At 71.9% G+C, this 25600-nt stretch carries 23 protein-coding genes; 8 read left to right on the forward strand and 15 right to left on the reverse strand.

The window, feature by feature from the left end:
* Positions 1-891: a hypothetical protein gene (locus tag ACEZDG_RS15280; protein WP_380508696.1), complete on the reverse strand. Its 891-nt coding sequence runs from the start codon at positions 889-891 to the stop codon at positions 1-3.
* Positions 892-1051: 160 nt separating this feature from the next.
* Between ACEZDG_RS15280 and ACEZDG_RS15285 the strand changes: the two genes are divergently transcribed.
* Positions 1052-1936 (forward strand): A/G-specific adenine glycosylase, encoded by an 885-nt coding sequence (locus ACEZDG_RS15285; protein ID WP_380508698.1) that lies wholly within the window; start codon positions 1052-1054, stop codon positions 1934-1936.
* A gap of 2 nt (positions 1937-1938) precedes the next feature.
* Here the strand turns inward: ACEZDG_RS15285 and ACEZDG_RS15290 are convergent, their stop codons facing one another.
* Positions 1939-3564 (reverse strand): MDR family MFS transporter, encoded by a 1626-nt coding sequence (locus ACEZDG_RS15290; RefSeq protein ID WP_380508702.1) that lies wholly within the window; start codon positions 3562-3564, stop codon positions 1939-1941.
* Between the two features lie 196 nt (positions 3565-3760).
* On the opposite strand from ACEZDG_RS15290, the gene ACEZDG_RS15295 reads away from it, so the two are divergent.
* Positions 3761-4366: a TetR/AcrR family transcriptional regulator gene (locus tag ACEZDG_RS15295; protein WP_380508705.1), complete on the forward strand. Its 606-nt coding sequence runs from the start codon at positions 3761-3763 to the stop codon at positions 4364-4366.
* 24 nt (positions 4367-4390) lie between these two features.
* Here the strand turns inward: ACEZDG_RS15295 and ACEZDG_RS15300 are convergent, their stop codons facing one another.
* The gene (locus ACEZDG_RS15300) at positions 4391-5158 is read right to left on the reverse strand and encodes a M23 family metallopeptidase (protein ID WP_380508708.1); all 768 of its coding nucleotides are present in this window, start codon (positions 5156-5158) and stop codon (positions 4391-4393) included.
* Between the two features lie 392 nt (positions 5159-5550).
* Between ACEZDG_RS15300 and ACEZDG_RS15305 the strand changes: the two genes are divergently transcribed.
* The 3 genes from ACEZDG_RS15305 to ACEZDG_RS15315 all read left to right on the forward strand — a co-directional run bounded on the left by ACEZDG_RS15305 (position 5551) and on the right by ACEZDG_RS15315 (position 9334).
* Positions 5551-7098, forward strand: coding sequence for an aldehyde dehydrogenase family protein (locus ACEZDG_RS15305; RefSeq protein WP_380508711.1), 1548 nt, complete (start codon positions 5551-5553; stop codon positions 7096-7098).
* Positions 7099-7197: 99 nt separating this feature from the next.
* Complete coding sequence (locus ACEZDG_RS15310) at positions 7198-8310, forward strand: ferritin-like domain-containing protein (protein WP_380508714.1); 1113 nt, start codon at positions 7198-7200, stop codon at positions 8308-8310.
* Positions 8311-8386: 76 nt separating this feature from the next.
* Positions 8387-9334 (forward strand): type IV toxin-antitoxin system AbiEi family antitoxin domain-containing protein, encoded by a 948-nt coding sequence (locus ACEZDG_RS15315; protein ID WP_380508717.1) that lies wholly within the window; start codon positions 8387-8389, stop codon positions 9332-9334.
* Here the strand turns inward: ACEZDG_RS15315 and ACEZDG_RS15320 are convergent.
* Positions 9300-9761: a GNAT family N-acetyltransferase gene (locus ACEZDG_RS15320; protein ID WP_380508721.1), complete on the reverse strand. Its 462-nt coding sequence runs from the start codon at positions 9759-9761 to the stop codon at positions 9300-9302. The two genes, ACEZDG_RS15315 and ACEZDG_RS15320, sit on opposite strands and share 35 nt — an antisense overlap.
* 118 nt (positions 9762-9879) lie before the next feature.
* Here ACEZDG_RS15320 and ACEZDG_RS15325 point away from each other — a divergent pair, with 118 nt between their 5' ends.
* Both ACEZDG_RS15325 and ACEZDG_RS15330 read left to right on the forward strand, forming a co-directional pair.
* Positions 9880-10221, forward strand: coding sequence for a trypco2 family protein (locus ACEZDG_RS15325; RefSeq protein ID WP_380508724.1), 342 nt, complete (start codon positions 9880-9882; stop codon positions 10219-10221).
* Between the two features lie 10 nt (positions 10222-10231).
* Positions 10232-13474 (forward strand): NACHT domain-containing protein, encoded by a 3243-nt coding sequence (locus ACEZDG_RS15330; RefSeq protein ID WP_380508727.1) that lies wholly within the window; start codon positions 10232-10234, stop codon positions 13472-13474.
* A gap of 90 nt (positions 13475-13564) precedes the next feature.
* Here the strand turns inward: ACEZDG_RS15330 and ACEZDG_RS15335 are convergent, their stop codons facing one another.
* Positions 13565-16081 carry an ATP-dependent Clp protease ATP-binding subunit gene (locus ACEZDG_RS15335; protein WP_380508730.1) on the reverse strand — a complete coding sequence of 839 codons (2517 nt, stop codon included), beginning with the start codon at positions 16079-16081 and terminating at the stop codon, positions 13565-13567.
* Positions 16082-16489: 408 nt separating this feature from the next.
* Between ACEZDG_RS15335 and ACEZDG_RS15340 the strand changes: the two genes are divergently transcribed.
* Positions 16490-16897, forward strand: a complete 408-nt coding sequence (locus ACEZDG_RS15340) for a hypothetical protein (protein ID WP_380508733.1) — start codon at positions 16490-16492, stop codon at positions 16895-16897.
* On the opposite strand, the gene ACEZDG_RS15345 is transcribed toward ACEZDG_RS15340, so the two are convergent.
* The 10 genes from ACEZDG_RS15345 to panD all read right to left on the reverse strand — a co-directional run bounded on the left by ACEZDG_RS15345 (position 16836) and on the right by panD (position 25599).
* Positions 16836-17186 carry a histone-like nucleoid-structuring protein Lsr2 gene (locus tag ACEZDG_RS15345; RefSeq protein ID WP_380508736.1) on the reverse strand — a complete coding sequence of 117 codons (351 nt, stop codon included), beginning with the start codon at positions 17184-17186 and terminating at the stop codon, positions 16836-16838. The genes ACEZDG_RS15340 and ACEZDG_RS15345 overlap by 62 nt on opposite strands.
* A 126-nt stretch (positions 17187-17312) precedes the next feature.
* Complete coding sequence (locus ACEZDG_RS15350) at positions 17313-17816, reverse strand: amino-acid N-acetyltransferase (protein WP_380508739.1); 504 nt, start codon at positions 17814-17816, stop codon at positions 17313-17315.
* Between the two features lie 9 nt (positions 17817-17825).
* Entirely contained in the window at positions 17826-18212 is a 387-nt protein-coding gene (locus ACEZDG_RS15355; RefSeq protein ID WP_380508742.1) for a BlaI/MecI/CopY family transcriptional regulator, read from the reverse strand.
* A gap of 115 nt (positions 18213-18327) precedes the next feature.
* Positions 18328-18477 carry a hypothetical protein gene (locus ACEZDG_RS15360; protein WP_380508745.1) on the reverse strand — a complete coding sequence of 50 codons (150 nt, stop codon included), beginning with the start codon at positions 18475-18477 and terminating at the stop codon, positions 18328-18330.
* A gap of 102 nt (positions 18478-18579) precedes the next feature.
* Positions 18580-20109 carry a bifunctional lysylphosphatidylglycerol synthetase/lysine--tRNA ligase LysX gene (gene lysX, locus ACEZDG_RS15365; RefSeq protein WP_380508748.1) on the reverse strand — a complete coding sequence of 510 codons (1530 nt, stop codon included), beginning with the start codon at positions 20107-20109 and terminating at the stop codon, positions 18580-18582.
* A gap of 67 nt (positions 20110-20176) precedes the next feature.
* Positions 20177-21034 carry a hypothetical protein gene (locus tag ACEZDG_RS15370; RefSeq protein WP_380508751.1) on the reverse strand — a complete coding sequence of 286 codons (858 nt, stop codon included), beginning with the start codon at positions 21032-21034 and terminating at the stop codon, positions 20177-20179.
* A gap of 607 nt (positions 21035-21641) precedes the next feature.
* Positions 21642-22427 carry a type III pantothenate kinase gene (locus ACEZDG_RS15375; RefSeq protein WP_380508754.1) on the reverse strand — a complete coding sequence of 262 codons (786 nt, stop codon included), beginning with the start codon at positions 22425-22427 and terminating at the stop codon, positions 21642-21644.
* Between the two features lie 36 nt (positions 22428-22463).
* Complete coding sequence (gene nadC / locus ACEZDG_RS15380; protein ID WP_380508757.1) at positions 22464-23435, reverse strand: carboxylating nicotinate-nucleotide diphosphorylase; 972 nt, start codon at positions 23433-23435, stop codon at positions 22464-22466.
* The gene (locus tag ACEZDG_RS15385; protein ID WP_380508760.1) at positions 23432-25108 is read right to left on the reverse strand and encodes an L-aspartate oxidase; all 1677 of its coding nucleotides are present in this window, start codon (positions 25106-25108) and stop codon (positions 23432-23434) included. The genes nadC and ACEZDG_RS15385 overlap by 4 nt, the downstream gene beginning before the upstream one ends.
* Positions 25105-25599: an aspartate 1-decarboxylase gene (panD, locus tag ACEZDG_RS15390; protein WP_380508763.1), complete on the reverse strand. Its 495-nt coding sequence runs from the start codon at positions 25597-25599 to the stop codon at positions 25105-25107. The genes ACEZDG_RS15385 and panD overlap by 4 nt, the downstream gene beginning before the upstream one ends.
* Position 25600: the final 1 nt, after the last annotated feature.

The following is a 25600-nucleotide window of genomic DNA, read 5'->3' on the forward strand; positions in this document are numbered from 1 at the left end:
TCAGCTGCCGATCGGTGCGAGCCGGAACTGGTGTACCGGACGGGTCGGCACCCCGCTCACGCTGATGCTGGCCACATAGCTGCCGGCGCCGACCGCGCCGCCGCCACCGCCGGGGACGCAGCCCGGCGCGGAGGTGGTCCGGCTCCACTGGAACTGGGCGGTCAGCGGGCTGCCCGAGGGCGGCGCGGCGTACCACTGCGCGCTGGTGACCCTGGGGCAGTCGCCGGAGGACCAGACGTGGTTGCTGCTGCCGCTGGAGACGGTCAGCACCGCCGACTTGGCGCCCAGGTCGACCCGGCAGGCCGCACTGGTGGTGTTGGTGATGGCCAGTTGGAAGGTCGGCCACTGGCTGGAGTCATAGGTCTGCTCGGTACTGGTCAGCGCCAGCTCGACATCGGCCGCCGCGCAGACCGGCAGGTTCATCGTGCCGGCCGCGTTGGGCGGCGAGACACCGCCGCCGCCCGAACCGCCGCTGGCACCGCCGCTGCCGCTCGAGCCGCTGGACCCGCCGGAGCTGCCGGACCCGCCGCTGGAGCCCGCGCTGGAGCCGCCGCTGCCGCCCAGCACGATGCCGCCGCTGGTCCCGGCCGGAGTGGTCGCCGAGGCGCCACCGGAGGGGCCGGACGGCGTGCCGCTGGTCCCGCCCGCCTTCGACCCGTCGCTGGAGCCGCCGTTGGAGCCGCTGGGGGCGCTGGTGCCGGGCGTGATCGAGCCGACCGGGTGCGAGGAGGAGGCCGGTCCGCCCGCGCCGGGTTTTGTGCCTCCGCCGCCGGACAGCAGCAGCCACAGGATCAGCACGAGCACCGCGGCGAGGACCACGAGGACGACGAGACGGCGCCGCCAGTAGATGGACGAGGGCAGCGGTCCGACGGGATTGCGCAGAGAAGGCACGAGCAAACCTTACGAGAGATCAACCCCCGGTCTGCACAACACCGCCGTACCAGTGGTCCCTTCTTTCACATGATCGTGTTGATAGTCCGTTCGGATGGTATTTCCGCCCTCACTCCGGTGCCCCGGCCGTGACCCCGCGTGTGCGAGGATCGACAGCGCCATGACTGACCACACCGCACTCCACCGCACCGTCCTCGGCTGGTACGCCGCCCACGCCCGGGAGCTCCCGTGGCGCGAGCCGGAGGCCGGCCCCTGGGCGGTGATGGTCAGTGAGTTCATGCTCCAGCAGACCCCGGTGAAGCGGGTGCTGCCGATGTACGCGCAGTGGATGGAGCGCTGGCCGACCCCGGCCGCGCTGGCCGCCGCGCCCTCCGGCGAGGCCGTCCGCGCCTGGGGACGGCTCGGCTACCCGCGCCGGGCGCTGCGGCTGCACGCGGCGGCGACGGCGATCACCGAGCAGCACGGCGGCGAGGTCCCCACCGACCACGCGGAACTGCTGGCGCTGCCGGGGGTCGGCGAGTACACCGCCGCCGCGGTGGCCTCCTTCGCGCACCGGCAGCGGCACGCGGTGCTGGACACCAATGTCCGCCGGGTCTTCGCCCGGCTGGTGGACGGAAATGAGTACCCGCCGACGGCCACCACCGCGGCCGAGCGCCGTACCGCGAACGAGCTGCTGCCGGAGCAGCCGGAGACCGCCGCGACCTGGGCGGTCGCGGTGATGGAGCTGGGCGCGCTGGTCTGCACCGCCCGCACCCCGGACTGCGCGCACTGCCCGGTGGCGGCCGACTGCGCCTGGCGGCTCGCGGGCAGCCCCGCGTACCAGGGGCCGCCGCGCCGGGGCCAGAGCTACGAGGGGACGGACCGTCAGGTCCGCGGCCGGCTGCTCGCGGTGCTGCGGGCCGCCGACCACCACGCCGACGTCCCGCAGGCCGCGCTGGACGCGGTCTGGCCGGATCCGGTCCAGCGCGCCCGGGCCCTGGACGGCCTGGTCGCGGACGGCCTGGTGCAGCCGGTCGCGCCCGGCGTCTACCGGCTGCCGGGCTGAGCTCAGGCCTCCGCTGCCACCGCGGACTGCACCGCTCCGGCGGTCTCGGCCGCCGCCCCGGGGGTGGCCCGCAGCGGGACCTCCTCCAGGAACACCGCCACCACGATCCCCGCCACGCTGAACAGCGCGCCCCACAGGAAGATGCTGTGCACCCCGCCGGCGACCGCGTGGTCGTAGGCGTCCCGCACCGGGGCCGGCAGCCGGCCCAGCATCGCCGGGGACAGCTGGGCGTGCCCGTCCACGGCCTGGCTGCCGCTCGCGCCGAGGCGCTGCGCCATGGTGCTGGTCACCCGTGAACTGAACAGCGCGCCGAACAGCGAGACCCCGAACGAGCCGCCGATGCTGCGGAAGAAGGTGGAGCTGCTGGACGCGACGCCGATGTCCCTGAGCGGGACGCTGTTCTGCGCCACCAGCATGGTGATCTGCATCAGGAAGCCCATCCCGGCCCCCAGCACCACCATGAACAGGGCGGAGGTGGTCCTGCTCGTGTGGACGTCCAGCTGCGAGAGCAGCAGCATCCCGGCCGTCATCACCAGGGTGCCGACCACCGGGTAGATCTTGTAGCGGCCGGTCCTGGTCACCGCCTGCCCGACGACCAGGGAGACCACCAGCATTCCCAGCATCATCGGCATCAGCAGCAGCCCGGAGTTGGTCGCCGAGGCGCCCTGGACGCTCTGCTGGTAGAGCGGCAGGAAGGTGATCGCGCCGAACATCACAAAGCCGACCACGAAGCCCAGCCCGCAGACCAGGCTGAAGTTGCGGTCGCGGAACACATGCAGCGGCAGCACCGGCTCCTCGCCGCGCTGCGCCACCCGCTGCTCCACCTGGAAGAACCCGGCCAGCGCGACCGCCGCGAGCGCCAGTGTCCCGGCGATCTGCCAGGAGCCCCAGGTGTAGGTCTGGCCGCCCCAGGTGGTGACCAGCACCAGGGCGACGATGCCGACGGTGAGCAGCGCCGCACCCAAGTAGTCGATCTTCGCCTTCGAGCGCCGCTTCGGCAGGTGCAGCGTGATCGCGATCACGACCAGGGCGAGCGCGCCCAGCGGCAGGTTGATGAAGAAGATCCAGTGCCAGTTGAGGTGGTCGGTGATGGTCCCGCCGACCAGCGGCCCGCCGATCATGGCGACCGCCATCACCGCGGCGAACATGCCCTGGTACTTGCCGCGTTCGCGCGGCGGCACCAGCGCGCCCATGATCGACATCACTCCGACGATCAGTCCGCCGGCGCCCAGGCCCTGGATCGCCCGCGAGCCGATCAGCTCGTTCATGTTCTGCGAGATCCCGGACAGCGCCGAGCCCGCGAGGAAGATCACGATCGAGGCCATGAAGATGCCCTTGCGACCGTAGAGGTCGCCGAGCTTGCCCCAGATCGGCGTGGACGCGGTGGTCGCCAGGATGTACGAGGTCACCACCCAGGAGAGGTGGTTCACCCCGCCCAGGTCGCCGACGATGGTGGGCATCGCGGTACCGACGATCATGTTGTCCAGCATCGCCAGCAGCATGGCGATCAGCAGCCCGCTGAGCACGATCCGGATCTCCCGAGGGGTACGGACCACCTGTGCGTCGGGATCGGGTTCCACCCCCTCGGCCGTCGCCCGATCCTGCTGCGGAATCCGGTCCTGAGCCATTCGAGCTCTCCCCACACGCGAACTTACCTGCCGCCCGGCTAGTACCCTTGACAGCCGCACGGTAAGCTCAGTTGTCAAGGACCGTCAACCCGATTTCCGCCACCCCCGGCGGACCTGCGAAAATCGGCCGGCGGTACCGGACGGCAGCGCGCACCATCGAGCAGGATTCTCACCGGACAGGCACTCAGGCGGAGCGATGACCACCCAGACACCTCGCGGCGACACCCGGGCGCGCATCCTCGACATCGCCATGGAACTGTTCGCCGAACACGGGTACGAGAAGACCTCGTTGCGCGAGATCGCGGACCGACTCGGCGTCACCAAGGCAGCGCTGTACTACCACTTCCGCACCAAGGAGGACATCCTCGCGGGGATCGTGGAGAGCATGGCCGCGCCCATCGAGGACGCCATCGCCTGGGGTGAGCAGCAGGACTACAGCCCGGGCCTGCGGGACGAGATCATCCGCCGCTTCGCCGAGGGCATGTCCGGGCGGCTGCCGCTGCTGCGTTTCTTCCACGAGAACCAGCCGACCATCCGCGAACTGGCGGTCGGCAGCCGCTTCAAGGAGCGGATGTTCGCCCTCACCCGGCTGATGCAGGGCCCGGATCCGACCTTCGAGGACCGGGTCCGGGCGTCGATCTCGCTGATGACGATCAATGTCACCGCGTTCATCGCCGAGGCCTGCGCCGGGGATTCCACGCTGATCGGCACCGACCTGCCCGACGAGGCAGGCCGCCGGGAGATCGCGCTGAAGGTGGCGCTGGACATCGCCGAGCGGATCGGCAAGCCCCCCACCGGCTGACCGGTCAGCCGAACGGACGCTGCCTCAGAAGTCGCCGACCCCGTGCGCGCGCAGGAACGCCAGCGGGTTGGTGTCGGCGCCGTACACATTGCTGGTCCGCACCTCGAAGTGCAGGTGCGGCCCGGTGGAGTTGCCGGTGTTGCCGGACAGTGCGATCCGCTGGCCCGCGCTGACGTGCTCGCCCGCGGAGACCTTGAACGCGGAGAGGTGGGCGTAGAGGGCGTAGTCGCCGCCGGACAGCTTGAGCACCACGGCGTTGCCGTAGCTGGTCTGCCAGCCGGCCGAGACCACGGTGCCCGCGCCGATGGCGTCGACCGGGGTGCCGACGTCCACCGCGAAGTCGGTACCGGTGTGGTAGCCGGCCGCGTAGCCGCTGTCGGTGACGCCGTACGCCTCGCTCATCGGGGCGCCGGGGATCGGCGCGTCCCAGGCGATGGGCTTGGGCTTGGCGACGACGGGCTTCGGCGCCGCCTTCGGCTTGGCTGCGGCCTTCGCCGCCGGCTTGGCACCGGCCTTCGGCAGGGCGATCCGCTTGGCGATCCCCCGGTCGGCCGCGGCGGGTGCCCCGGCCCGTGCCACCGAGGCCGCGCCGCCCGCGGCACCGGCTCCGGCCTGCGCCGCGGGCTGGGGCGTACCCGCCGAGGCCGAGGCCGGGACCCCGGCCGCCAGCAGCACGGTGGCCGCCGCACCGGCCAGCGCCAGCCGCGTGCCGCAGCGCCTGCAGACGGCGAGCGGGGCGTTCGGCTGGGCATGCCGAGAGCTTCGGGCGTGCCTACGATGGGCGCAATGCATCAACGGTTCGACCTCGTCCTGGTCCTCGGGGGTGATTCGGGTGCGGCCACTCGGCCAGATCTTCGGTTGTAACCAATCGGGGCGCACCACTCCAAACCACCCCAAAGATTTGCACGACGATCGCCCGTAGTTGGACAACTCGGGCCCTTGGTCCCCTTGCGTCGCCCCCGGCCCGGGCCGCCCGGGCCCCGCCGAGGTCCGGTCCAGCTTTCAACTACTACTGCCGCTAGCAGAGCCGGCCGACCCCCGTGAGAAGGGCCACACCGCGCGGTGGCCCCGTACCGCCGTTTCGCGGACCGTGCCAGGCTGTGCGCACCTCGCTTCGCTCCGCATCCCCCGCGAGCTCTTTGCCCCGGTACGTGCACCTCCTCCCCTTCGACAGGAGCGCCACCGTGACCCTGCAGCTGAAGCCCGGAACTTCCTGGGACGACACCTACGCCCGCTGCCTCGCCGCCGCCCCGGAGGCGTTCGCCCCCGACCGCCTGCTCAACCTGGTCCGCGGCGAGTGGCATGCCGTCGGCACCCCCGGCGAGCACACCACCCCGGTGGACGGAACGCCGATCCCCGGCCCGCCCCGGATCGACATCGCCGAGGCAGGCGCGGCCGTGGACTTCGCCGTCTCCCAGCACGGCGCCTGGTCCCGCACCCCGCTCGACGAGCGCAAGGCCCGGGTCTCCGCCGCCGTCGACGCCCTGGCCGAGCACCGCGACCTGCTGGCGATGCTGCTGGTCTGGGAGATCGGCAAGCCCTGGCGGCTGGCCTGCGCCGACGTGGACCGGGCCCTGGACGGGGTGCGCTGGTACCTCGACAACATCGAACGCCAGCTCAACGGGCGGGTGCCGCTGCCCGGCCCGGTGTCCAACATCGCCAGCTGGAACTACCCGATGAGCGTCCAGGTGCACGCCGAGCTGGTACAGCTGCTGGCCGGCAACGCGGTGATCGCCAAGACCCCCTCGCAGGGCGGCTTCCACTGCCTCACCCTGGCGCACGCGCTGATGCTGCGGGCCGGGCTGCCGGTCACCCTGCTCTCCGGGATGGGCTCGCAGATCGCCGACGCCCTGATCCGCTCCCCCGGCCTCGGCGCGCTGGCCTTCGTCGGCGGACGCGCCAACGGCCGCCGCGCCGCGACCTCGCTGGCCGACCTCGGCCGCCGCCACTTCCTGGAGCAGGAGGGGCTGAACACCTGGGGCGTCTGGGACTACAGCGACTGGGCCGCACTGGGCGCGCACCTGCGCAAGGGCTTCGAGTACGCCAAGCAGCGCTGCACCGCCTACCCGCGCTACGTGGTCCAGCGGCGGCTGTTCCCGGCCTTCCTGGAGACCTACCTCGCGGTCCTCGGCAATCTGCGCTTCGGGCACCCGCTGGCCGTGCACGACCCCGAGGCGCCGCTGCCCGAGCTGGACTTCGGCCCGGTCATCCACGCCGCCAAGGCCGCCGAACTGGCCCGCCACTTCGACGACGCGGTGGTCGCCCGCGCCGTGCCGCTGCACCGGGGCAGCCTGGACGACGGCGCCTTCCTGCCGGACCAGGACCTCGGCGCCTACATCGCGCCCGCGTCCGTGCTCAGCCCGCCGCCCAACTGGTCGCTGCACCACGCGGAGCCCTTCGGCCCGCTGGACTCGGTGATCCTGGTGGACACCGAGTCGGAGCTGCTGGCGGCGATGAACGCCGGCAACGGCTCCCTGGTCGCCAGCATCGCCACCGACGACCCGGCGTTCGCGGCCAGGATCGCCCCGGACCTGATGGCCTTCAAGGTCGGCGTCAACGCCCCCCGCTCGCGCGGGGACCGCGAGGAGGTCTTCGGCGGCCTCGGCGCCTCCTGGAAGGGTGCGTTCGTCGGCGGTGACCTCCTGGTCCAGGCGGTCAGCTACGGGGCGGACGGCGCGGACGAGAAGCTGTACGGCAACTTCCCCGGCTACTCCCTCTACCCCTCGCGCTGAGTCCTCCGCCCAGAGCCTGTTGACCCGTCAGTAACTTCGTGTGACGCTCCTCTCGTGTCCTTGCACCACCCCGCAACGCACACGACGAGGAGCGCCTCCATGTCGACTCACGACCGCTACACCACGCCCGTCGCCGAGGGGGTCTGGACCGTCCCCGCCACCGGCTCCGCCCGCTTCAACTGGGAGTACGACGACGGGCGGGACCGCCTGCTCGCCCTCTACCAGAAGGGCAAGGACAAGCAGTGGGACGCGGTGAAGCGGATCGACTGGTCGCTGGAGGTCGACCCCTACGACCCGCTGGGGCTGCCGGACGAGGCCCTGTCGATCTACGGCAGCCCGTACTGGGCCAAGTTCAGCCAGGCCAACCGGGCCGACCTGCGCCGCCACTACGCCTCCTGGCAGTTCAGCCAGTTCCTGCACGGCGAGCAGGGCGCGATGGTCTGCGCCGCCCGGATCGTGGAGTCCGTCCCGGACCTGGACGCCAAGTTCTACTCGGCCACCCAGACCATGGACGAGGCCCGGCACGCCGAGCTCTACTCCCGCTTCCTGCACGAGAAGATCGGGATGCTCTACCCGATCAACGACAACCTGCAGTCGCTGCTCGGCGACACCCTGCGCGACCCGCGCTGGGACATGCCCTACCTCGGCATGCAGGTGCTGATCGAGGGACTGGCGCTGGCCGCCTTCGGGCTGCTCCGGGACACCACCAGCAAGCCGCTGCCCAAGCAGCTGCTCGCCTATGTGATGCAGGACGAGGCCCGGCACGTGGCCTTCGGACGGATGGCGCTGCGCGACTACTACGCGCAGCTCTCCTCGGCCGAGCTCGCGGAGCGGGAGGAGTTCGTGATCGAGGGCTGCTACCTGATGCGCGACCGGCTGCGCGGGGTCGAGGTGCTGACCAACTTCGGCATCCCGCTGGCCGACGCCGAGGAGCTGAGCGAGCAGAGCGAGTACCTGCAGTTCTTCCGCAAGCTGCTGTTCTCCCGGATCGTCCCCTGCGTCAAGGACATCGGCCTCTGGGGCCCCAAGCTGCAGCAGGCGTACGTGGACATGGGCGTGCTCGAACTGGGCGACTCCAACCTCGACCTGCTGATGCACCAGGACGAGGAGATAGCCGAGCAGTTGGACGCCCAGCGGTTCGCCGCCGAGGAGGCGGCCCGGATCGCCGAGGTGGAGCAGGCCATCGCGGCCGGGGAGCAAGAGGAGTCTTAGTACGTTGATATGACTGCTCATCAGTTATCCACAGGCCGCGGGTGCGGTTCTGGACGGCTGAGGGCAGGCTCGACCCATGAACTCCTCCTGCACCAGCAACAGCACCAGCACCACTCTCACCGCACTCGCCCGCCGCCAGGGCGGGGTCGTGCTCCGACGCCAGGCCCAGCAGGCCGGGCTGACCCGGGACCAGGTCCGCGGCCTGGTCCAGCGGGGCCGCTGGCAGGCCCTGCACCAGGGCGTCTACCTCACCGGCGGCTTCGCCCCGGACCGGCCGCCACCGCTGCTCGCCCGGCTCTGGGCTGCGCATCTGCGCTGCGGTCCCAGCAGCGTCATCGCCCTGGGCGCCGCCGCCCGGGTGCAGCGCCTGGCCGGTCTGCCCCCGGAGATGCCGTATGTGGACGTGCTGCTCCCGCGCGGCCGGCATCCCCGGCCGGACCTGCGGCTGCGGCTGCACATCGCCGCGCTCGCCCCGGGCGAGGTGGTCCGGCTGCGCGGGCTCCCGGTCACCGCTCCCGCCCGCACCCTGGCCGACCTGCTGCTGCGGATCCCGGAGGACCAGGCGCTCAGCCTGCTGGACTCCGCGCTGCACCAGGGCGTGCTGCCCGACCTCGCCGAGGTGGACCGGGCGGTCCGCTACCGGCCCGGCGCCGACCGGGCCCGCTGCCTGCTGCCGCTCGCCGACGGCCGGGCGGCGTCCGCGCTGGAGTCGGTCTCCCGGCTGGACTGCATCCGCGGCGGGGTCCCACCGGACGACCTCAAGTACCGGCTGCTGGACGGGCGCGGGCGGCAGCTGGCGCGTACCGACTTCTGCTGGCACCGGGGGCTGCGCCGACCGCTGCTCGGCGACGCGGACGGACGCGGCGGCGGGGGCAGCAGCGGCGGACGGCGGCTGCCGCCGGGCGACTACCGGCTGCTGCGCTTCACCTGGGCCGACGCCAGCGAGCCGGGCCGGGTGGCCGGCCTGGTCCGCACCGCGCTGGAGGAGCTCAGGATCCGTCCGCGGCCGGCCAGGTCCAGGTGAGCATCACACAGTCCTCCTCGGCCTCGGCCCCGGCCGAGCGGTAGGTCGCCAGCGCCGCGGGATTGCCCCGGTCGGTCAGCACCCACATGCCGTACAGGCCCCGCTCGCGGGCCAGTTCGGCCAGCGCGGCGACCAGGGCGCGGCCGATTCCCCGGCGGTGGTGGGCGGGGTCGACCGCCAGTTCGTAGAGGAACATCTCGGTGCCCTTGTCGGGGTGGGTCACCTCCACTCCGCTCACGAACCCCACCGGTTTCGGACTGCCGCCGCCATCGTCCTCGTCCTCCTCGTCCTCGTCATGGGCGAGCAGGAGGTGGTGGTCGTCCGACGCCAGAAAGCGCTCGGCCGCGTCCTTGCGGGCCGGTCCGTCGTAGAGCCCCTCGGCGGCGACGACCTCGGCGACCGTGCCGGCCCGGCTGATCCTGATCATGGTGAATCCCCTTCCCTCTTTCCCCGGATGACTGCTCATCAGCTTGGCAGCTGTCGTACCTTCGGATCAGCTGTGACCCGACCGGCCAGACCCGCCACACCCATGGGAGCGAACCCGCATGTCCGACTTCGAGGAGATCGAACTCTCAGCCGCGGTGCGCGCGGTGCGCGAGCAGCTCGCGCTGGCCGCCGCGGAGGGAGCCGGATCGCCGGTCCGCTTCCAGGTCGGCCCGATCCAGATGGACTTCGCGGTGGAGATCCACCGCGAGGCCGGGGTCAAGGGCGGAGTGAAGGCCTGGGTGGTCAGCGCCGACGCCGAGGCGAAGGCGTCCCGGGGCACGACCCACCGGGTCTCCTTCACGCTGACCCCCAAGGACGGCGCCACCGGCCACGACCTGGAGATCGGCAACACCCCGGACGGCGGCACCGCCCACTTCGGCGCCGCGGGCGCGGGCAGCTGAGATGCGGGGTGTGCATCCCCGGCGTGAACGCATAGCCGCCGTCTTCGGCCGGAGCCAGGGCAGCGGCTACCTGCTCTCCGGCAGCCTGGTGCTGACCGCGGCCCACCTGCTGGGGGACGAGCCGCCCGAGGTCGTGGTCCCCGGCGGCCACGGCCGGGTCCGCTGCCAGGTGCTGTGGTCCCGCCATGACGACGCCGTCGACGCGGCCCTGCTGCGGCCGGAGCAGCCGCTGACCGGGTCCCCGACCGGCTTGCCGGACGGCGGCCCCGGACCGGGCTGGCTGGAGCTGGCCGACCTGGCGCCCAGGCCGGGCGCCTTCGCCATCGGCTATCCGCAGGTCCAGCGGGACGCGGCGGGTGAGCTGGACAGCGAGCAGCTGAGCGGCACCCTCAAACCCGGAACCGGCGTGCTGACCGGCCGTCAGGTGCTGGACAGCCAGCACCAGCCGCCACCGGCCCGCTCCGACGGCGGCTCCCCCTGGGCCGGGTTCTCCGGCGCCGCGGTGTTCCTGGAGGGGCGGATCGTCGGCGTCGTCCGGTCCGACCCGACCCAGTGGCAGCACGGTCGGGTGGCGCTCACCCCCTCCGCCGCGCTGCTGGCCTCCGCCGACTTCGTCCGTGCCTGCGGCCCGCTCGGCTCGGCCGTCGCCGCGTCCCCGCACGGCGACGGCTTCGAGGAGCGGCTGCGCTCCTACCTGGTCGCGCAGCTCGGCACGCTGCAGATCATCGGCCTGAACCGGGGCGGCGAGGACGCCGAGTCCTGGTCGCTGGACGCCGGCTACCTCAGTCTGGAACTGCTCGGCGGCGTCCCGGCCCAGGACGCGGACGCCCTCGCCCCGGTCGCCCAGCGGGCCGAACAGGCGCTGTCCGGCCACCGGCGGATCCTGGTCCGCGGCTCCGCCGGATCCGGGAAGACCACCCTGCTGCAGTGGCTGGCGACCGCCGCCGCCCGGCGGGAGCTGCCGGAGTCCCTGGCGGACCTGGCCGACTGCGTCCCGCTGCTGATCCGGCTGCGGGCCGTCGCCCGGCGCGAGGAGCTGCCCTCGCCCGAGGAGTTCCTGGCCGCGGTCGCCAAACCACTGGCCGGGCACGCCAGGGCCGCCGGCTGGGTGACCGAGCAGATGGAGCGCGGCCGGATCCTGCTGCTGGTGGACGGCGTGGACGAGGTCCCCGAGGCCGACCGGGAACGGACCCGTGCCTGGCTCACCGAGCTGATGGACGCCTACCCCGACGTCCGCTACGTGGTCACCACCCGTCCCTCCGCGGTCCGCGAGGGCTGGTTGGCGCGGGCGGGCTTCACCGAGCTGGAGCTGCTGCCGATGAGCCGGGCCGACGTGGCCGCGTTCATCGCCCGCTGGCACACCGCCGCCGGGTCCGGCGAGCAGTACGCGCAGTGGCGGGAGCTGCTCACCGCGGCCGTGGTCAGCAAGCAGGACCTGGGACGGCTGGCCACCAGCCCGCTGATGTGCGGGCTGATCTGCGCCCTGAACCGGGACCGCCGCGGCTACCTGCCCGAGGGCCGGATGGAGCTGTACGCGGCGGCGCTGGAGATGCTGCTGGTCCGCCGGGACCGCGAGCGCGGGATCACCGGTCCCGACGGCCTGGACCTGTCGGCCGAGCAGCAGATCCAGCTGCTGCAGCGGCTGGCCTACTGGCTGGCCACCAACGGCCGGGCCGAGATCGGGCACGAGCTCGCGGTGAAGATCCTCGGCACCGTCCTGCCGGCCATGCCGGCCGTCACCGGCACCCCCGAGGAGGTGCTGCACCACCTGCTGGTCCGCAGCGGGCTGCTCCGCCGACCGACCACCGAGACCGTCGACTTCGTGCACCGGACCTTCCAGGACTACCTGGCGGCCAAGGCCGCGGTCGAGGACGAGAGCCTGGGACTGCTGGCCCGCAACGCCCATGACGACCAGTGGGAGGACGTGCTGCGGATGGCGGTCGGCCACGGCCGCCCGCGCGAGCGCGCCCAGCTGCTGCGCGCCCTGCTCGCCCAGGCCGAGCAGGAGCCGGCCCACCGGGCCCGGCTCTGGCTGCTGGCCGCCGCCTCGCTGGAGCACGCCACCGAGCTGGACCCGGTGGTCCGTCAGGAGGTGACCTCGGCCGCCGCCCGGCTGGTCCCGCCCCGGAACGACGAAGACGCCAAGGAGCTGGCCACCGCCGGTCCCGTGGTGCTGGACCTGCTCCCCGGGCCGGAGGGCCTCGACGACGCCACCGCCAGGGCCGTGGTGATCACCGCGACCACGCTGGCCGACAGCCGGGCGGTCCCGCTGCTCCGGCAGTACACCGACCACGCCTCGGTCGGCGTCCGGGACCAGCTCGCCTGGGCCTGGGACCGCTTCGACCTGCGCGAGTACGGCGAGCAGGTGATCGCCCGGCTCACCCACGGGGACTCGCTGCACTTCGTCGCCCAGTCACGCGAGCAGCTGGACTTCCTCACCGCCCTCGGCGGCCGTTCCCGGCTGCAGGTCTCCGGGCCGCTGACCGCCGACGACCTGCTCACGCTGCCCCCCGGCCTCGTCGAGCTGCGGATCCACGACAACCCCTACCCGTTCGACCTGGGTCCGCTGCTGCGCCGCTCGTCGCCCGCCGAGCTGTGGATCAGCAACTGCCACGAGGTGGTCAGCCTGGCCCCGCTCGCCGGGACCGCAGTGGAGCAGCTGTACCTGCACTGGAATCCGCAGCTGACCCACCCGGAGGCGCTCGCGGACGCGCAGGGCCTGCGCACCTTCGCGGCGGCCACCACCCCGGAGTCGTCGCTGCCCGGACTGCGCCTCCCGGCCGGGCTGCGGGAGCTGCACATCGGCCAGTTCGAGGCCTCCCGGCCGAGGCTGGCCGGGCTGCTGGGCACGGTCACCGCCCTGGAGCTGCTCTCCTTCGACGCCCGGCGGCTCCCCGTGGTCTGGCGCGGCGCGCTGGAGGGCCTGGCCCGGCTGCGCACGGTCAGGACCATCAACGAGCACCTCGACGACCTGCGCGACCAGCAGCCGCTGCCCCAGGTCACCGAGCTGCAGCTGCTGCTCCCGGACGGACTCGGCGCGCTGCGCGAGGTGGCCCGGGCCTATCCGGGCCTACGCACCCTGCGGATCGAGGCGCCGGGGCTTGACGGCGTCGAGGAGCAGGTCCTGGAGCAGCTGGCCGGGCTGCACGGCTGCGAGGTCAGGATCCACCGCCACCACGCCCCGGTGACCCCCAACATCTTCGGGATCGGCAAGAGCCACCGCCCCGTCGTCACCGGCTTCGGCATCCCCTGACCCTGACCCCGGCCCTGCCCCCGACCGGTACGCCGAAAGGGCCCGGCCTCCCTGGCGGGAGACCGGGCCCTTCACTCGCTCGGTACGGCGTCAGCCCTTGCTGAGGTCCGGGCCGGAGGCCGCGACCGGCGGAGCGTCCGCCACCGCGACCTTGTCGTTGCCGGTGAAGGTGAACTTCGCCGACTTGCCGTCGCCCTCGACGTCCACGACCACGATGTGGCCGCTGCGCAGCTCGCCGAAGAGGATCTTCTCGGACAGCACGTCCTCGATCTCCCGCTGGATGGTCCGACGCAGCGGACGGGCGCCCAGGATCGGGTCGTAGCCGCGCTTGGCCAGCAGCGACTTGGCGGCCGGGGTCAGTTCCAGACCCATGTCGCGGTCCTGCAGCCGGCCGTCCACCTTCGCCGCCATGAGGTCGACGATCTGGAGGATGTCCTCCTCGGGCAGCTGGTGGAAGACGACGATGTCGTCGACGCGGTTGAGGAACTCGGGGCGGAAGTGCTGCTTGAGCTCCTCGCCGACCTTGGTCTTCATCCGCTCGTACCCGCTCGCCAGGTCGCCCTGGGCCGAGAAGCCCAGGTTGAAGCCCTTGGAGATGTCACGGGTGCCGAGGTTGGTGGTCATGATGATGACCGTGTTCTTGAAGTCCACGACCCGGCCCTGGGAGTCGGTCAGCCGACCGTCCTCCAGGATCTGCAGCAGCGAGTTGAAGATGTCCGGGTGGGCCTTCTCGACCTCGTCGAAGAGGACGACCGAGAACGGCTTGCGGCGGACCTTCTCGGTCAGCTGGCCGCCCTCCTCGTACCCGACGTAGCCGGGAGGGGAGCCGAACAGCCGGGAGACCGTGTGCTTCTCGCTGAACTCGGACATGTCGAGCTGGATCAGAGCGTCCTCGTCGCCGAAGAGGAACTCGGCGAGCGTCTTGGACAGCTCGGTCTTACCGACGCCGGACGGGCCGGCGAAGATGAACGAGCCGCCGGGGCGCTTCGGGTCCTTGAGACCCGCACGGGTGCGCCGGATCGCCTGGGAGAGCGCCCGGATCGCGTCCTTCTGCCCGATGACGCGCTTGTGCAGCTCGTCCTCCATGCGCAGCAGGCGCGAGGACTCCTCCTCGGTGAGCTTGAACACCGGGATGCCCGTGGCGGTGGCCAGGACCTCGGCGATCAGCTCCTCGTCGACCTCGGCGACGACGTCCATGTCGCCGGCCTTCCACTCCTTCTCCCGCTTGGCCTTGGCCGTGAGGAGCTGCTTCTCCTTGTCGCGGAGGGAGGCGGCCTTCTCGAAGTCCTGCGCGTCGATCGCGGACTCCTTGTCCCGGCGGACGTCGGCGATCTTCTCGTCGAACTCGCGCAGGTCCGGCGGTGCGGTCATCCGGCGGATGCGCATGCGCGAACCGGCCTCGTCGATGAGGTCGATGGCCTTGTCCGGCAGGAACCGGTCGGAGATGTAGCGGTCCGCCAGGGTGGCGGCGGCGACCAGGGCGGCATCGGTGATGGACACCCGGTGGTGCGCCTCGTAGCGGTCGCGCAGGCCCTTGAGGATCTCGATGGTGTGCTTGAGCGAGGGCTCGGCCACCTGGATCGGCTGGAACCGGCGCTCGAGCGCGGCGTCCTTCTCCAGGTGCTTGCGGTACTCGTCCAGCGTGGTGGCGCCGATGGTCTGCAGCTCGCCCCGCGCCAGCATCGGCTTGAGGATCGAGGCGGCGTCGATCGCGCCCTCGGCGGCGCCCGCACCCACCAGGGTGTGGATCTCGTCGATGAACAGGATGATGTCGCCGCGGGTGCGGATCTCCTTGAGCACCTTCTTCAGGCGCTCCTCGAAGTCACCGCGGTAGCGGGAACCGGCGACGAGCGCGCCCAGGTCGAGGGTGTAGAGCTGCTTGTCCTTGATCGTCTCGGGCACCTCGCCCTTGACGATCGCCTGGGCCAGGCCCTCGACGACGGCGGTCTTGCCGACGCCGGGCTCGCCGATCAGCACCGGGTTGTTCTTGGTGCGGCGGGACAGCACCTGCATGACCCGCTCGATCTCCTTCTCGCGCCCGATCACCGGGTCGAGCTTGGCCTCGCGCGCCGCCTGGGTCAGGTTGCGCCCGAACTGGTCCAGGACCAGGGAGGTCGAGGGGGTTCCCTCGGTCGGGCCGCCGGCCGTGGCCGACTCCTTGCCGCCGCTCGAGTACCCGGAGAGCAGCTGGATGACCTGCTGCCGGACCCGGTTGAGGTCGGCGCCGAGCTTCACCAGGACCTGGGCGGCGACGCCCTCGCCCTCGCGAATGAGGCCGAGCAGGATGTGCTCGGTCCCGATGTAGTTGTGGCCGAGCTGGAGGGCCTCGCGGAGCGACAGCTCCAGGACCTTCTTCGCCCGAGGAGTGAAGGGGATGTGCCCGGAAGGGGCCTGCTGCCCCTGTCCGATGATCTCCTCAACCTGCTGGCGGACCGCCTCGAGCGAAATCCCGAGGCTCTCCAGGGCCTTAGCGGCGACACCCTCACCCTCGTGGATCAAGCCCAGGAGGATGTGCTCGGTGCCGATGTAGTTGTGGTTGAGCATCCGGGCTTCTTCCTGAGCCAGGACGACAACCCGCCGCGCGCGGTCGGTGAACCTCTCGAACATCGTTAACGCTCCTCAGAGCGGTCGGGCAGCGAGGGGTCGGTCCCCTCCCTGTCCTTCCGCATGCTAGTCCCGGAGGCCGGGGCAGCTCACTTCAACCGCCGACACCCCGCCACCCCGCTTTGCCCGGGGCGGCAGACAATGACTCCAACCGAATGCTGCGGGATGGTGTTCCCGCAGGCCAGGCAGATCCGCACAGAAACGCTACGCCGATGGCGAACGCCCCCTCCGGCATACCGCGGAGCGCCGTCCGCGGCGCTCCCACCAGAGGATTCATACCCGTGCCTGCCGGGGTTCCATACTGCGCCATGCGCACGCGCGTGTTCGCCCACCGAGAAAGAGTGCCCCGGGGACGCGTAACCAGGGACCCCCGCGCACCGTTGGTCCCGCTGTGACCGCTGTGAGACCGCTGTGACCGCCCGTCAGCTCGACCTGGTCGAGGCGCCCCTCGGCGCGGGGCTCGCGGCGCTGGAGCGGATGCGCCGCCGCAGCCGGCCCACCGGTCCGGTGACCGTCTGCGGGGACCGGCTGCTGGTACTGCTGCCGCCCGGCTCGGCGGCCGACGTCCCGGTGCTGCTGCACTGGCTCGGCTGGGGGCACCTGGAAGGGGTCCTGGTGCCCCGTCAGCGGGCGGCGGAGCCGTGGATGGGGCTGGACGGCGAACCGTCGACCGGAGCCGCCCTGCGGACCGAGGAGCTCCCCCGGATACTGGACACCTTCGCCGACGCCTGCGCCCGCGCCCTGCTCCGCGGCGGGATCAGCCGTTCGCCTTCTCGTACGCCTCACGGACCGTGCTCGGAACCCGGCCGCGGTCGTTGACGTCGAGCCCGTTCTCCTTCGCCCAGGCACGGACCTTGGCCGTGTCCGGGTTTCCGCCGACCGGACGGGGGGCCCGTCCGCTCCGGCCGCGGCCGGCGCCGCCACTGACCCGTCCGCTCTGCTTGCGACCGCTGTCGGTGTACGGAGCGAGCAGCTCGCGCAGCTTGCCCGCATTCGTGTGCGTGAGGTCGATCTCGTAAGCAACCCCGTCAAGGGCGAACGTCACCGTCTCGTCCGCCTCGCCGCCCTCGAGATCGTCGACAAGAAGGACCTGGACCTTCTGAGCCACGGGCTTCCCTTTCCTCAAAAGCATGGATTACTTGTAGGAAAGGAAACCCTCTTTCCGCCGAAAATTCAAACCCTTCGACAGAAGAGGCCCTGAAGCGCACACGCCATACCCGCCGCGGGGTGCCGCTCACAGGTGCAAGAGCATGCGCGTGTTGCCCAAGGTGTTGGGCTTGACGCGTTCCAGATCGAGGAACTCGGCCACACCTTCGTCGTAGCTGCGCAGCAGCTCCTGGTACACATCGCCGTCGACCGCGGTCGACGCGATCTCGACGAAGCCGTGTTTCGCGAAGAAGTCGACTTCGAACGTCAGACAGAAAATGCGGCGCACCCCGATCCAGCGGGCGGTCTGCGTCAACTTCTCCAGAAGGCGGTGCCCGATGCCGGTTCCGCGGCAGGAGGGATCGACCGCGAGAGTGCGTACCTCGGCGAGATCCTCCCACATGATGTGCAGCGCTCCGCACCCGACGACCTCGGCGTTGTCGTCCCGTTCGGCGACCCAGAACTCCTGCACGGATTCGAACAGGGTAACGGTCGGCTTGTTCAGCAGGATCCGTTCCCCGGCATAGCTGTCGATGAGCCGCCGAACCGCCCGCACATCGCTGGTCCGCGCACGGCGGATGGTGACCTCCATGCCAGGACGCTATCGCGCCGGGGTGTCCGGCTGCACCGGGATTGCGGCGACCCGCAAAGCGTCCCGCAGTGCCTCCTGCTGTTCCGGGGACATCATCCCGAAGAAGTGCACCAGAGCCGCCGCCGGGTTGTCGCTTGTCGCCCATGCGTCGTTCATCAACGCCGCGGTATATGCCTCGCGGGAGGACACCGGCTCGTATCTAAAGGCGCGGCCGTCCTGTTCCCGCCGGAGCCAGCCCTTCTGGAACAGCTTGTCCATCACGGTCATCACCGTGGTGTAGGCGAGCTCGCGTTCCCTGAGCAGATCCTCCAGAACCTCGCGAACCGTCACCGGGCGGTTCCACTGCCATACCCGGGTCATCACCTCGTTCTCGAGTTCACCGAGTTGGCGCACCATCGCGGATCTCTTCCCGTTACGGCCGGCGGAAACCCCAGCGGTCACCTGACAGTGCAAATATCACCTTTGCGGGACAAAAACGGGGAGCCGCGCCCTATTGCTACTCCTGCGCCTGCTACTCCTGTGCCGACCTGGTGATCGCCTCGGCGACGGCGTCCTCCTTGGCGGCGTTGGCCCCGCCCTGGTTGCGGAACAGCGCGCGGATCATCAGCGCGAAGGCGATCGCCATCACCACGGGGGGTGTCAGGGCCTCGATGTACTGCATGGTTCCGGACCGCCTCAGCTGGAATACGGGTACCTGTCCGTACAAAAGGCTAACCCCGGCCCCTGTGCGTGACAGGGACCGGGGTGGCCGAGGCGGCGGGGGCTACTGCTGGGTGTCCGGCTTCACCAGCGGGAAGAGCACCGTCTCCCGGATGTTCTTGCCGGTCAGCAGCATGATCAGGCGGTCCACGCCCATCCCCATGCCGCCGGTCGGCGGCATCGCGTACTCCAGCGCCCGCAGGAAGTCCTCGTCCACCTGCATCGCCTCGACGTCGCCGCCGGCCGCCAGCAGCGACTGCGCGGTGAGCCTGGCCCGCTGCTCGACCGGGTCGACCAGCTCCGAGTAGGCGGTGGCCACCTCGGTGCCGAAGATCACCAGGTCCCACTTCTCGGCCACGCCGGGAATGCTGCGGTGCTGCCGGGTCAGCGGGGAGACCTCGGTCGGGTAGTCCCTGATGAAGGTCGGCCGGGTCGCGTGGTGCTCCAGCAGCCGCTCGACCATCTCCAGCACGATCTGGCCGTGGCCCCACTTCTGCTCGTACGGGATGCCGTGCTCGTCGGCGAGCTTGCGCAGTTCGTCCACCGAGCTCTCCGGGCTGATCTCGACGCCGAGCCGGGCGCTGATGCCGGGGTAGACGCTGACCTGCTCCCAGGGCTCGGCCAGGTCGATCTCCTGCTCCACCCCGTCCGCGTCCAGGCCGCGGACCAACGTGGTGCCCAGGGCGTCCCTGGCCGCGTTGACGATCAGCTCGCGGGTCAGCTCGGCCTGGGTGTCGTAGTCGCCGTAGGCCTCGTAGGACTCGATCGCGGTGAACTCCGGGTTGTGGGTCGCGTCGGCGCCCTCGTTGCGGAAGTTCCGGTTGATCTCGAAGACCTTCTCGGCGCCGCCGACCATCAGCTTCTTGAGGTAGAGCTCGGTGGCGATGCGCAGGTAGAGGTCGATGTCGTAGGCGTTGATGTGGGTCTTGAACGGACGCGCGTTCGCCCCGCCGTGGATCGGCTGCAGCATCGGGGTCTCGACCTCGAGGAAGCCGCGGTCCTCGAAGGTGCGGCGCAGCGAGCGCAGCACCCGGCTGCGCAGGTGCATCATCTCCCGCGCCTCGGGGTTCACGATCAGGTCCACGTAGCGCTGGCGGACCCGGGCCTCCGGGTCGGTCAGGCCCTTGTGCTTGTCCGGCAGCGGGCGCAGGCACTTGGCGGTGAGCTCCCAGCGGTCGACCAGGATCGACAGCTCGCCGCGCTTGGAGGTGATCACCTCGCCCTCGACGCCGACGTGGTCGCCCAGGTCGATGTCGGTCTTCCAGGCCGCGAGGCGCTCCTCGCCGAGCTTGTCCAGGGACAGCATCACCTGGAGGTCGTCGGTGCCGTCGCGGAGGGTGGCGAAGCAGAGCTTGCCGCCGGTCCGGCTGAGCACGACCCGCCCGGCCACCCCGGCCCGCTCCCCGGTGGCGACGTCCGCCGCCAGGCCGGGGTGGGCGGCCCTGAGGGCGGCCAGGGTGGTCGTCCGCGGGAAGCCGACCGGGTACGGGTCGACGCCGGCGGCGCGGAGCCGGTCCAGCTTCTCGCGGCGTACCCGCATCTGCTCGGGAAGGTCGTCGGTCGCGGGCGCGGGCGCGGAGGTCTGATCAGTCACGCCCTAAGGGTATCCAGCGCGGGCGGTGCCGCCGCCACCCGTTAAACGGCGGGGCGGGGCCGGGGGTTCAGCCGGTGCCGGTGGCGAGCTCGTCCTCCTCGCCGCGCTCGCCGCGCTCGCGGCGGACGCCGCGCGGCCACAGGTCGCCCGGGGTGGGGATCGGACGCCCCCGCTCGGCGGGGTCCTTGGGCGCGGGGCCGCCGGGACGCGGGTCGACAGAGCGGGGAGCGGAGTCGTACGGGTCCATGGCGGGTCCTCCAGGTCGGATCGGAAAGGGACGGGGCTGCTCGCGCAGGCGCTGCGGCCTGGCCGGGCGGGCGAACTCGGCCACATTGCCCGAGCTGCCGGCGGAGAGGGCCGCCGCGCCGCTGCCGGCCCTGAGCCCGGCCACCCGGACGTCGGCGACCCGCGCGGAGGCCGGCAGCGCCGACGGCCTGGGCGGCGCCGGGGGCGCCGTGAGCCGGCGGCGGACCGCGGCCTCGGCCAGCTCCCCGCAGCGCGACCGCAGCGCGAGGCGGCGGACCCGCTCGGCGGGGGCGCAGGGGAGCGCGGTCAGGGTGCGCAGCGCCGAGAGGTCCTCGGCGTCCGGGACGTAGCCGTCGGCGACGGACTCCCGGAGCCGCTCCAGGTACCCGGCGGCGCTGCCGGGCAGGGCACTGCGGTAGCGGACGAGGTCGGCCAGGGCGAAGGCGCGCATCCGGCCCGCCTCCTCCACCGCCTCGTCGATGGACTCGGCCAGCCGCAGCACCTCCTGGACGTCCTCGATCCAGCCGGAGCGGTCGGGGACGCGGGCGAGCTTGCGGTCGGTGGCGCCGGGCGGGAGGGCCGGGGGGTTCGGGGCGAGGGCAAGGGCCTGGTTCGGGGGGTGCAGGACCTGGGCGAGGGCACGCCGCATCACCCGCAGCTCGTCCGCACTGAAGGCCATACCGCCGCGAGATCCATGGGGCGTAGGCATGCAGTGACGCTATGCCGATATCAGGCTATTTGTGATTATCGACGCGCGAGATCCACCCAATGGACTACACACAGTATTCTCTTGGCTACTGGGAGTTCCTTTGGATCCGGGAGGCCGACCATGCTGCGCCGCCGACTGACCGTCCTGCTCGCCACCACCGGGCTGCTGGCCCTGGTCGGGGCCGCCGAGGCCACCACCGCCCGTACCGGGCTCACCGTCGCGGAAGTCGACACCGACGCGACCAGCGTCCGGATCCTGATCGCCGGGACCGGCCGGGAACCCGCCGAGGGCCCGGTGCAGCTGTCCGTCACCCTCCCGCACGGAGTGGCCGACATCGGCCCCCCGGACGGCTGCGAGCCGACCGCCGCCGGCCGGGGCGGCACCGTGACCTGCCAGCTGCCCGGCGGGCTCGCGTCGGCCGGCAGCGCGACCGTGGTGCTGCAGGTGCGGGCGGTGGCGGACCTGCCCGGCGGCAGCGTGCTGCACGGCGGCTCGGTGTCGGTCCGGGCCGCGGGCGACCCCGGCACCGCGCGGCACAGCCTGGGCTTCCACATCACCACCGGCTGCCACCCCAGCGTCAGCCCGCCGTGTTGCGCTCGTACACCAGTCGCAGGCCGATCAGGGTCAGCCACGGCTCATGGACATCGATCGAGCTTGCTTCGCCCAGTACCAAGGGGGCCAGCCCGCCGGTGGCGATGACATGCACCTCGTCCGGGTCGGTGGACAGCTCCGCGGCCATCCGGTTGACCAGGCCGTCCACCTGCCCGGCGAAGCCGTAGATGATGCCCGACTGCATGCACTCCACGGTGTTCTTGCCGATCACGCTGCGCGGGCGGATCAGCTCGATCTTGCGCAGCATCGCGCCGCGCTTGCCCAGCGCCTCCACCGAGATCTCGATGCCCGGCGCGATCGCCCCGCCCACGTAGTCGCCGCGCTCGTTGACCGCGTCGAAGGTGGTCGCCGTCCCGAAGTCCACGATGATCGCGGGGCCGCCGTAGAGGTGCTTGGCGGCAAGGGTGTTGACGATCCGGTCCGCGCCGACCTCCTTGGGGTTGTCGGTCAGGACGTGCACCCCGGTCTTCACCCCCGGCTCCACCAGCACCGCGGGGACGTCCCCGTAGTAGCGGCGGGTCACCTCGCGCAGCTCGTGCAGCACCGAGGGCACGGTGGAGCAGATCGCCAGGCCGTCCACCGTGTCCTCGCCCAGGGCCGGGTGCGAGCCCATCAGCCCCTGCATCAGCACGGCGGTCTCGTCGGCGGTGCGGCGCGGGTCGGTGGACACCCGCCAGTGCTCCACGATCTCCTCACCGTCGAAGAGACCGAGGACCGTGTGGGTGTTGCCGACGTCGATCGTGAGCAGCATGGGGACAGCCGTTCCTGGTGAAGAGTGGTCGGAGGACTATCCGCGCAGGTCCAGGCCGATGTCAAGGATCGGTGAGGAGTGTGTCAGAGCGCCCACCGCCAGGTAGTCGACACCGGTCTCGGCGACGGCCCGGGCCGTGTTCAGGGTGAGGCCGCCGGAGGACTCCAGCTTGGCCCGGCCGGCCACCAGGGCGACCGCCTCGCGCAGCTCGGGGACGGTGAAGTTGTCCAGCAGGATCAGGTCGGCGCCCGCGTCCAGCACCGGCTGGATCTGGTCCAGCCGGTCCACCTCGATCTCGACGGCCAGGTCCGGGTAGGCGTCGCGGACGGCCTTGAACGCCTCGGCCACCCCTCCGGCCGCGATCACGTGGTTGTCCTTGACCAGGGCGGCGTCCGAGAGCGCCATCCGGTGGTTGGCGCCGCCGCCGCAGCGGACCGCGTACTTCTGCAGCGCCCGCAGGCCCGGGGTGGTCTTGCGGGTGTCCCGGACCACCGCGCCGGTGCCGTCCAGGGCGTCGGCCCAGGCGCGGGTGGCGGTGGCGACCCCGGACAGGTGGCAGAGCAGGTTGAGCGCGCTGCGCTCGGCGGTCAGCAGGTCGCGGGTCCGGGTGGTGACGCTCAGCAGCACCTGGCCGGCCTCGACCCGGTCGCCGTCCTCGACATGGCGCTCGACGCTGAACTCCTCCTCGGCCACCAGCGAGACCACGGCCTCGGCCACCCGCAGCCCGGCCACGACGCCGGCCTCGCGGGCGGTGAAGTCGGCGGTCGCGAAGGCGTCCTCGGGGACGGTGGCGAGGGAGGTCACGTCCTCGCCCCCGGCCAGGTCCTCGGCCAGCGCCAGGGTGGCGATGTCCTCGACCTCGACCGGGTCGAGGCCGGCCTGCTCCAGCAGCTCGGCGAGCTGCGGGTCGAGCCCGGTGACGTACTCCTCGCCGCCGCAGGCGCAGCCGTCCCCGCAGCCGCCCTCGGAGACCAGCGGGAGTTCGTGGTGGTGGTCGTGCTCGGTCACTGCTGCTCCTGGGGAAGGGTGGTCAGGACGCCGTCCTGCTGACGGCTGATCAGATGCGTGTTCCAACGGAGGTCGTCGCGGTCCGGGAAGTCCTCGCGCCAGTGGCAGCCGCGGGTCTCCTCGCGGAGCCGGGCGGCGGCGGTGAGGGCGGTGGCGACCAGGTGCAGATTGGTCGCCTCCCAGGTCTCCACCTGCGGGGACTCGCCCTTGTTCGTGTCATCCGGATGGGCGGCGGCCAGGCCGGCCAGGCCCTCGGCGGCCTCGGCCATGCTGGCGGCGCTGCGCAGCACGCCGACGCCGCGGGTCATCAGCCGCTGGATGTCGGCCCGCGCCTCGGAGGCCAGCAGCGGGACCCGCTGCACCTCCAGCGCCGTATCCTCGTGACGGGGCGTCAGCTTTCCGGCCGCGTCCCGGTCCAGGATGTCGGCGGCGATCCGCTCGGCGAAGACCAGGCCCTCGAGCAGCGAGTTGGAGGCCAGCCGGTTCGCCCCGTGCACCCCGGTGCAGGCGACCTCGCCGCAGGCGTAGAGGCCGGACACGCTGGTGTGCCCGCGCAGGTCGGTACGGACCCCGCCGGAGGCGTAGTGGGCGGCCGGGGCGACCGGGATCAGCTCGGTCACCGGGTCGATGCCGTGCGACCGGCAGGAGGCGAGGATGGTCGGGAAGCGCTCCTCCCACATCTGCTCGCCGAAGTGCCGTCCGTCCAGGTACATGTGCTCGGCACCGGTCTCCTGCATCCGCCGCGTGATGCCCTTGGCGACGATGTCGCGCGGCGCCAGCTCGGCCAGCTCGTGCTGACCGACCATGAACCGCACCTCGTCGGCGTCGACCAGGTACGCGCCCTCGCCGCGGACCGCCTCGGAGATCAGCGGCTGCTGGCCCTCGACGTCCGGGCCGAGCCAGAGCACGGTCGGGTGGAACTGGACGAACTCCAGGTCGGTGACCTCGGCCCCGGCCCGCAGCGCCAGCGCGACGCCGTCGCCGGTGGACACGGCGGGGTTGGTGGTGGCCGAGAAGACCTGGCCCATGCCGCCGGTGGCCAGCACCACCGCGCGGGCGTGCACCGCGCCGACGCCGTCCCGTTGGCCCTCGCCCATTACGTGCAGGGTCAGCCCGGCGGTGCGGCCCTTGACGTCGGTGAGCAGGTCGAGCACCAGCGCGTGCTCGATCAGCTCGATGCCGTCGTCCAGGCGGACCGCGTCGACCAGCGCGCGGGAGATCTCGGCGCCGGTGGCGTCGCCGCCGGCGTGGGCGATCCGGCGGCGGTGGTGGCCGCCCTCCCGGGTCAGCAGGATCTCGCCCTCGGGGTCCTTGTCGAAGGCCGCGCCAGTCTCGATCAGCCGGCGCACCGCGGCCGGGCCCTCGGTGACCAGCACCCGGACCGCCTCCGCGTCGCAGAGGCCGGCCCCGGCCACCAGGGTGTCGTCCAGGTGCTGCTGGGGGGTGTCGCCCTCGCCGAGCGCGGCGGCGATGCCGCCCTGGGCCCAGCGGGTGGAGCCGTCGTCCAGCATCGCCTTGGTGACGACCAGCACCTTCAGCCCGGCGGCCCGCAGCCGCAGCGCGGTGGTCAGCCCGGCGACGCCGGAGCCGACGACGACCACGTCCGTGGCGACGGTCCAGCCGGGGGCCGGTGCGGCGAGTCGGGTCCGGGGACCGTGGAGTACTGGGGTCATGCTTCGCTCCGGGCGTACGTGGGTGCATAGCTGTGGGCGGCACCTTCGACGTCACCGTACGCCTGCCCGGGGATCGCACGGGAATCCGTACGGCCGGAGAGCAGTCCGCTGCCCTGCGGCGCGTGCCCGGCGTCGGCGCCGAGGTGGGTGATCCGGTTGTCGCCGTCCACGAACACGATCCGCGGCCGGTAGGTCCGCGCCTCGGCGTCGGCCAGCTGGGCGTAGGCGATCAGGATCACCAGGTCGCCGGGGTGCACCAGCCGGGCGGCGGCCCCGTTGATGCCGATGATGCCGCTGCCGCGCTCACCGGCGATGGTGTAGGTCTCCAGCCGGTTGCCGTTGTTGATGTCGACGATGTGGACCAGCTCGCCGGGCAGCAGGTCGGCGGCGTCCAGCAGGTCCTGGTCGACCGTGACCGAGCCCACGTAGTGCAGGTCGGCCTGGGTGACGGTGGCGCGGTGGATCTTGGACTTCAGCATGGTGCGGAACATG

Source organism: Streptacidiphilus alkalitolerans, from assembly GCF_042511045.1.
GTDB classification, from domain to species: Bacteria; Actinomycetota; Actinomycetes; order Streptomycetales; family Streptomycetaceae; genus Streptacidiphilus; species Streptacidiphilus alkalitolerans.

Excerpts from the sequence above, each read along its gene's own strand:
- ACEZDG_RS15325 (WP_380508724.1), top strand. The coding sequence starts at position 9,880 with ATGTCCGACTTCGAGGAGATCGAACTCTCAGCCGCGGTGCGCGCGGTG.
- ACEZDG_RS15285 (WP_380508698.1), top strand. The coding sequence starts at position 1,052 with ATGACTGACCACACCGCACTCCACCGCACCGTCCTCGGCTGGTACGCC.
- ACEZDG_RS15310 (WP_380508714.1), top strand. The coding sequence starts at position 7,198 with ATGTCGACTCACGACCGCTACACCACGCCCGTCGCCGAGGGGGTCTGG.
- ACEZDG_RS15295 (WP_380508705.1), top strand. The coding sequence starts at position 3,761 with ATGACCACCCAGACACCTCGCGGCGACACCCGGGCGCGCATCCTCGAC.
- panD (WP_380508763.1), bottom strand. The coding sequence starts at position 25,599 with ATGTTCCGCACCATGCTGAAGTCCAAGATCCACCGCGCCACCGTCACC.
- ACEZDG_RS15315 (WP_380508717.1), top strand. The coding sequence starts at position 8,387 with ATGAACTCCTCCTGCACCAGCAACAGCACCAGCACCACTCTCACCGCA.
- ACEZDG_RS15375 (WP_380508754.1), bottom strand. The coding sequence starts at position 22,427 with ATGCTGCTCACGATCGACGTCGGCAACACCCACACGGTCCTCGGTCTC.
- ACEZDG_RS15360 (WP_380508745.1), bottom strand. The coding sequence starts at position 18,477 with ATGCAGTACATCGAGGCCCTGACACCCCCCGTGGTGATGGCGATCGCC.
- ACEZDG_RS15350 (WP_380508739.1), bottom strand. The coding sequence starts at position 17,816 with ATGGAGGTCACCATCCGCCGTGCGCGGACCAGCGATGTGCGGGCGGTT.
- ACEZDG_RS15300 (WP_380508708.1), bottom strand. The coding sequence starts at position 5,158 with ATGCATTGCGCCCATCGTAGGCACGCCCGAAGCTCTCGGCATGCCCAG.
- ACEZDG_RS15370 (WP_380508751.1), bottom strand. The coding sequence starts at position 21,034 with ATGGCCTTCAGTGCGGACGAGCTGCGGGTGATGCGGCGTGCCCTCGCC.
- ACEZDG_RS15290 (WP_380508702.1), bottom strand. The coding sequence starts at position 3,564 with ATGGCTCAGGACCGGATTCCGCAGCAGGATCGGGCGACGGCCGAGGGG.
- ACEZDG_RS15385 (WP_380508760.1), bottom strand. The coding sequence starts at position 25,108 with ATGACCCCAGTACTCCACGGTCCCCGGACCCGACTCGCCGCACCGGCC.
- ACEZDG_RS15335 (WP_380508730.1), bottom strand. The coding sequence starts at position 16,081 with ATGTTCGAGAGGTTCACCGACCGCGCGCGGCGGGTTGTCGTCCTGGCT.
- ACEZDG_RS15320 (WP_380508721.1), bottom strand. The coding sequence starts at position 9,761 with ATGATCAGGATCAGCCGGGCCGGCACGGTCGCCGAGGTCGTCGCCGCC.
- ACEZDG_RS15355 (WP_380508742.1), bottom strand. The coding sequence starts at position 18,212 with ATGGTGCGCCAACTCGGTGAACTCGAGAACGAGGTGATGACCCGGGTA.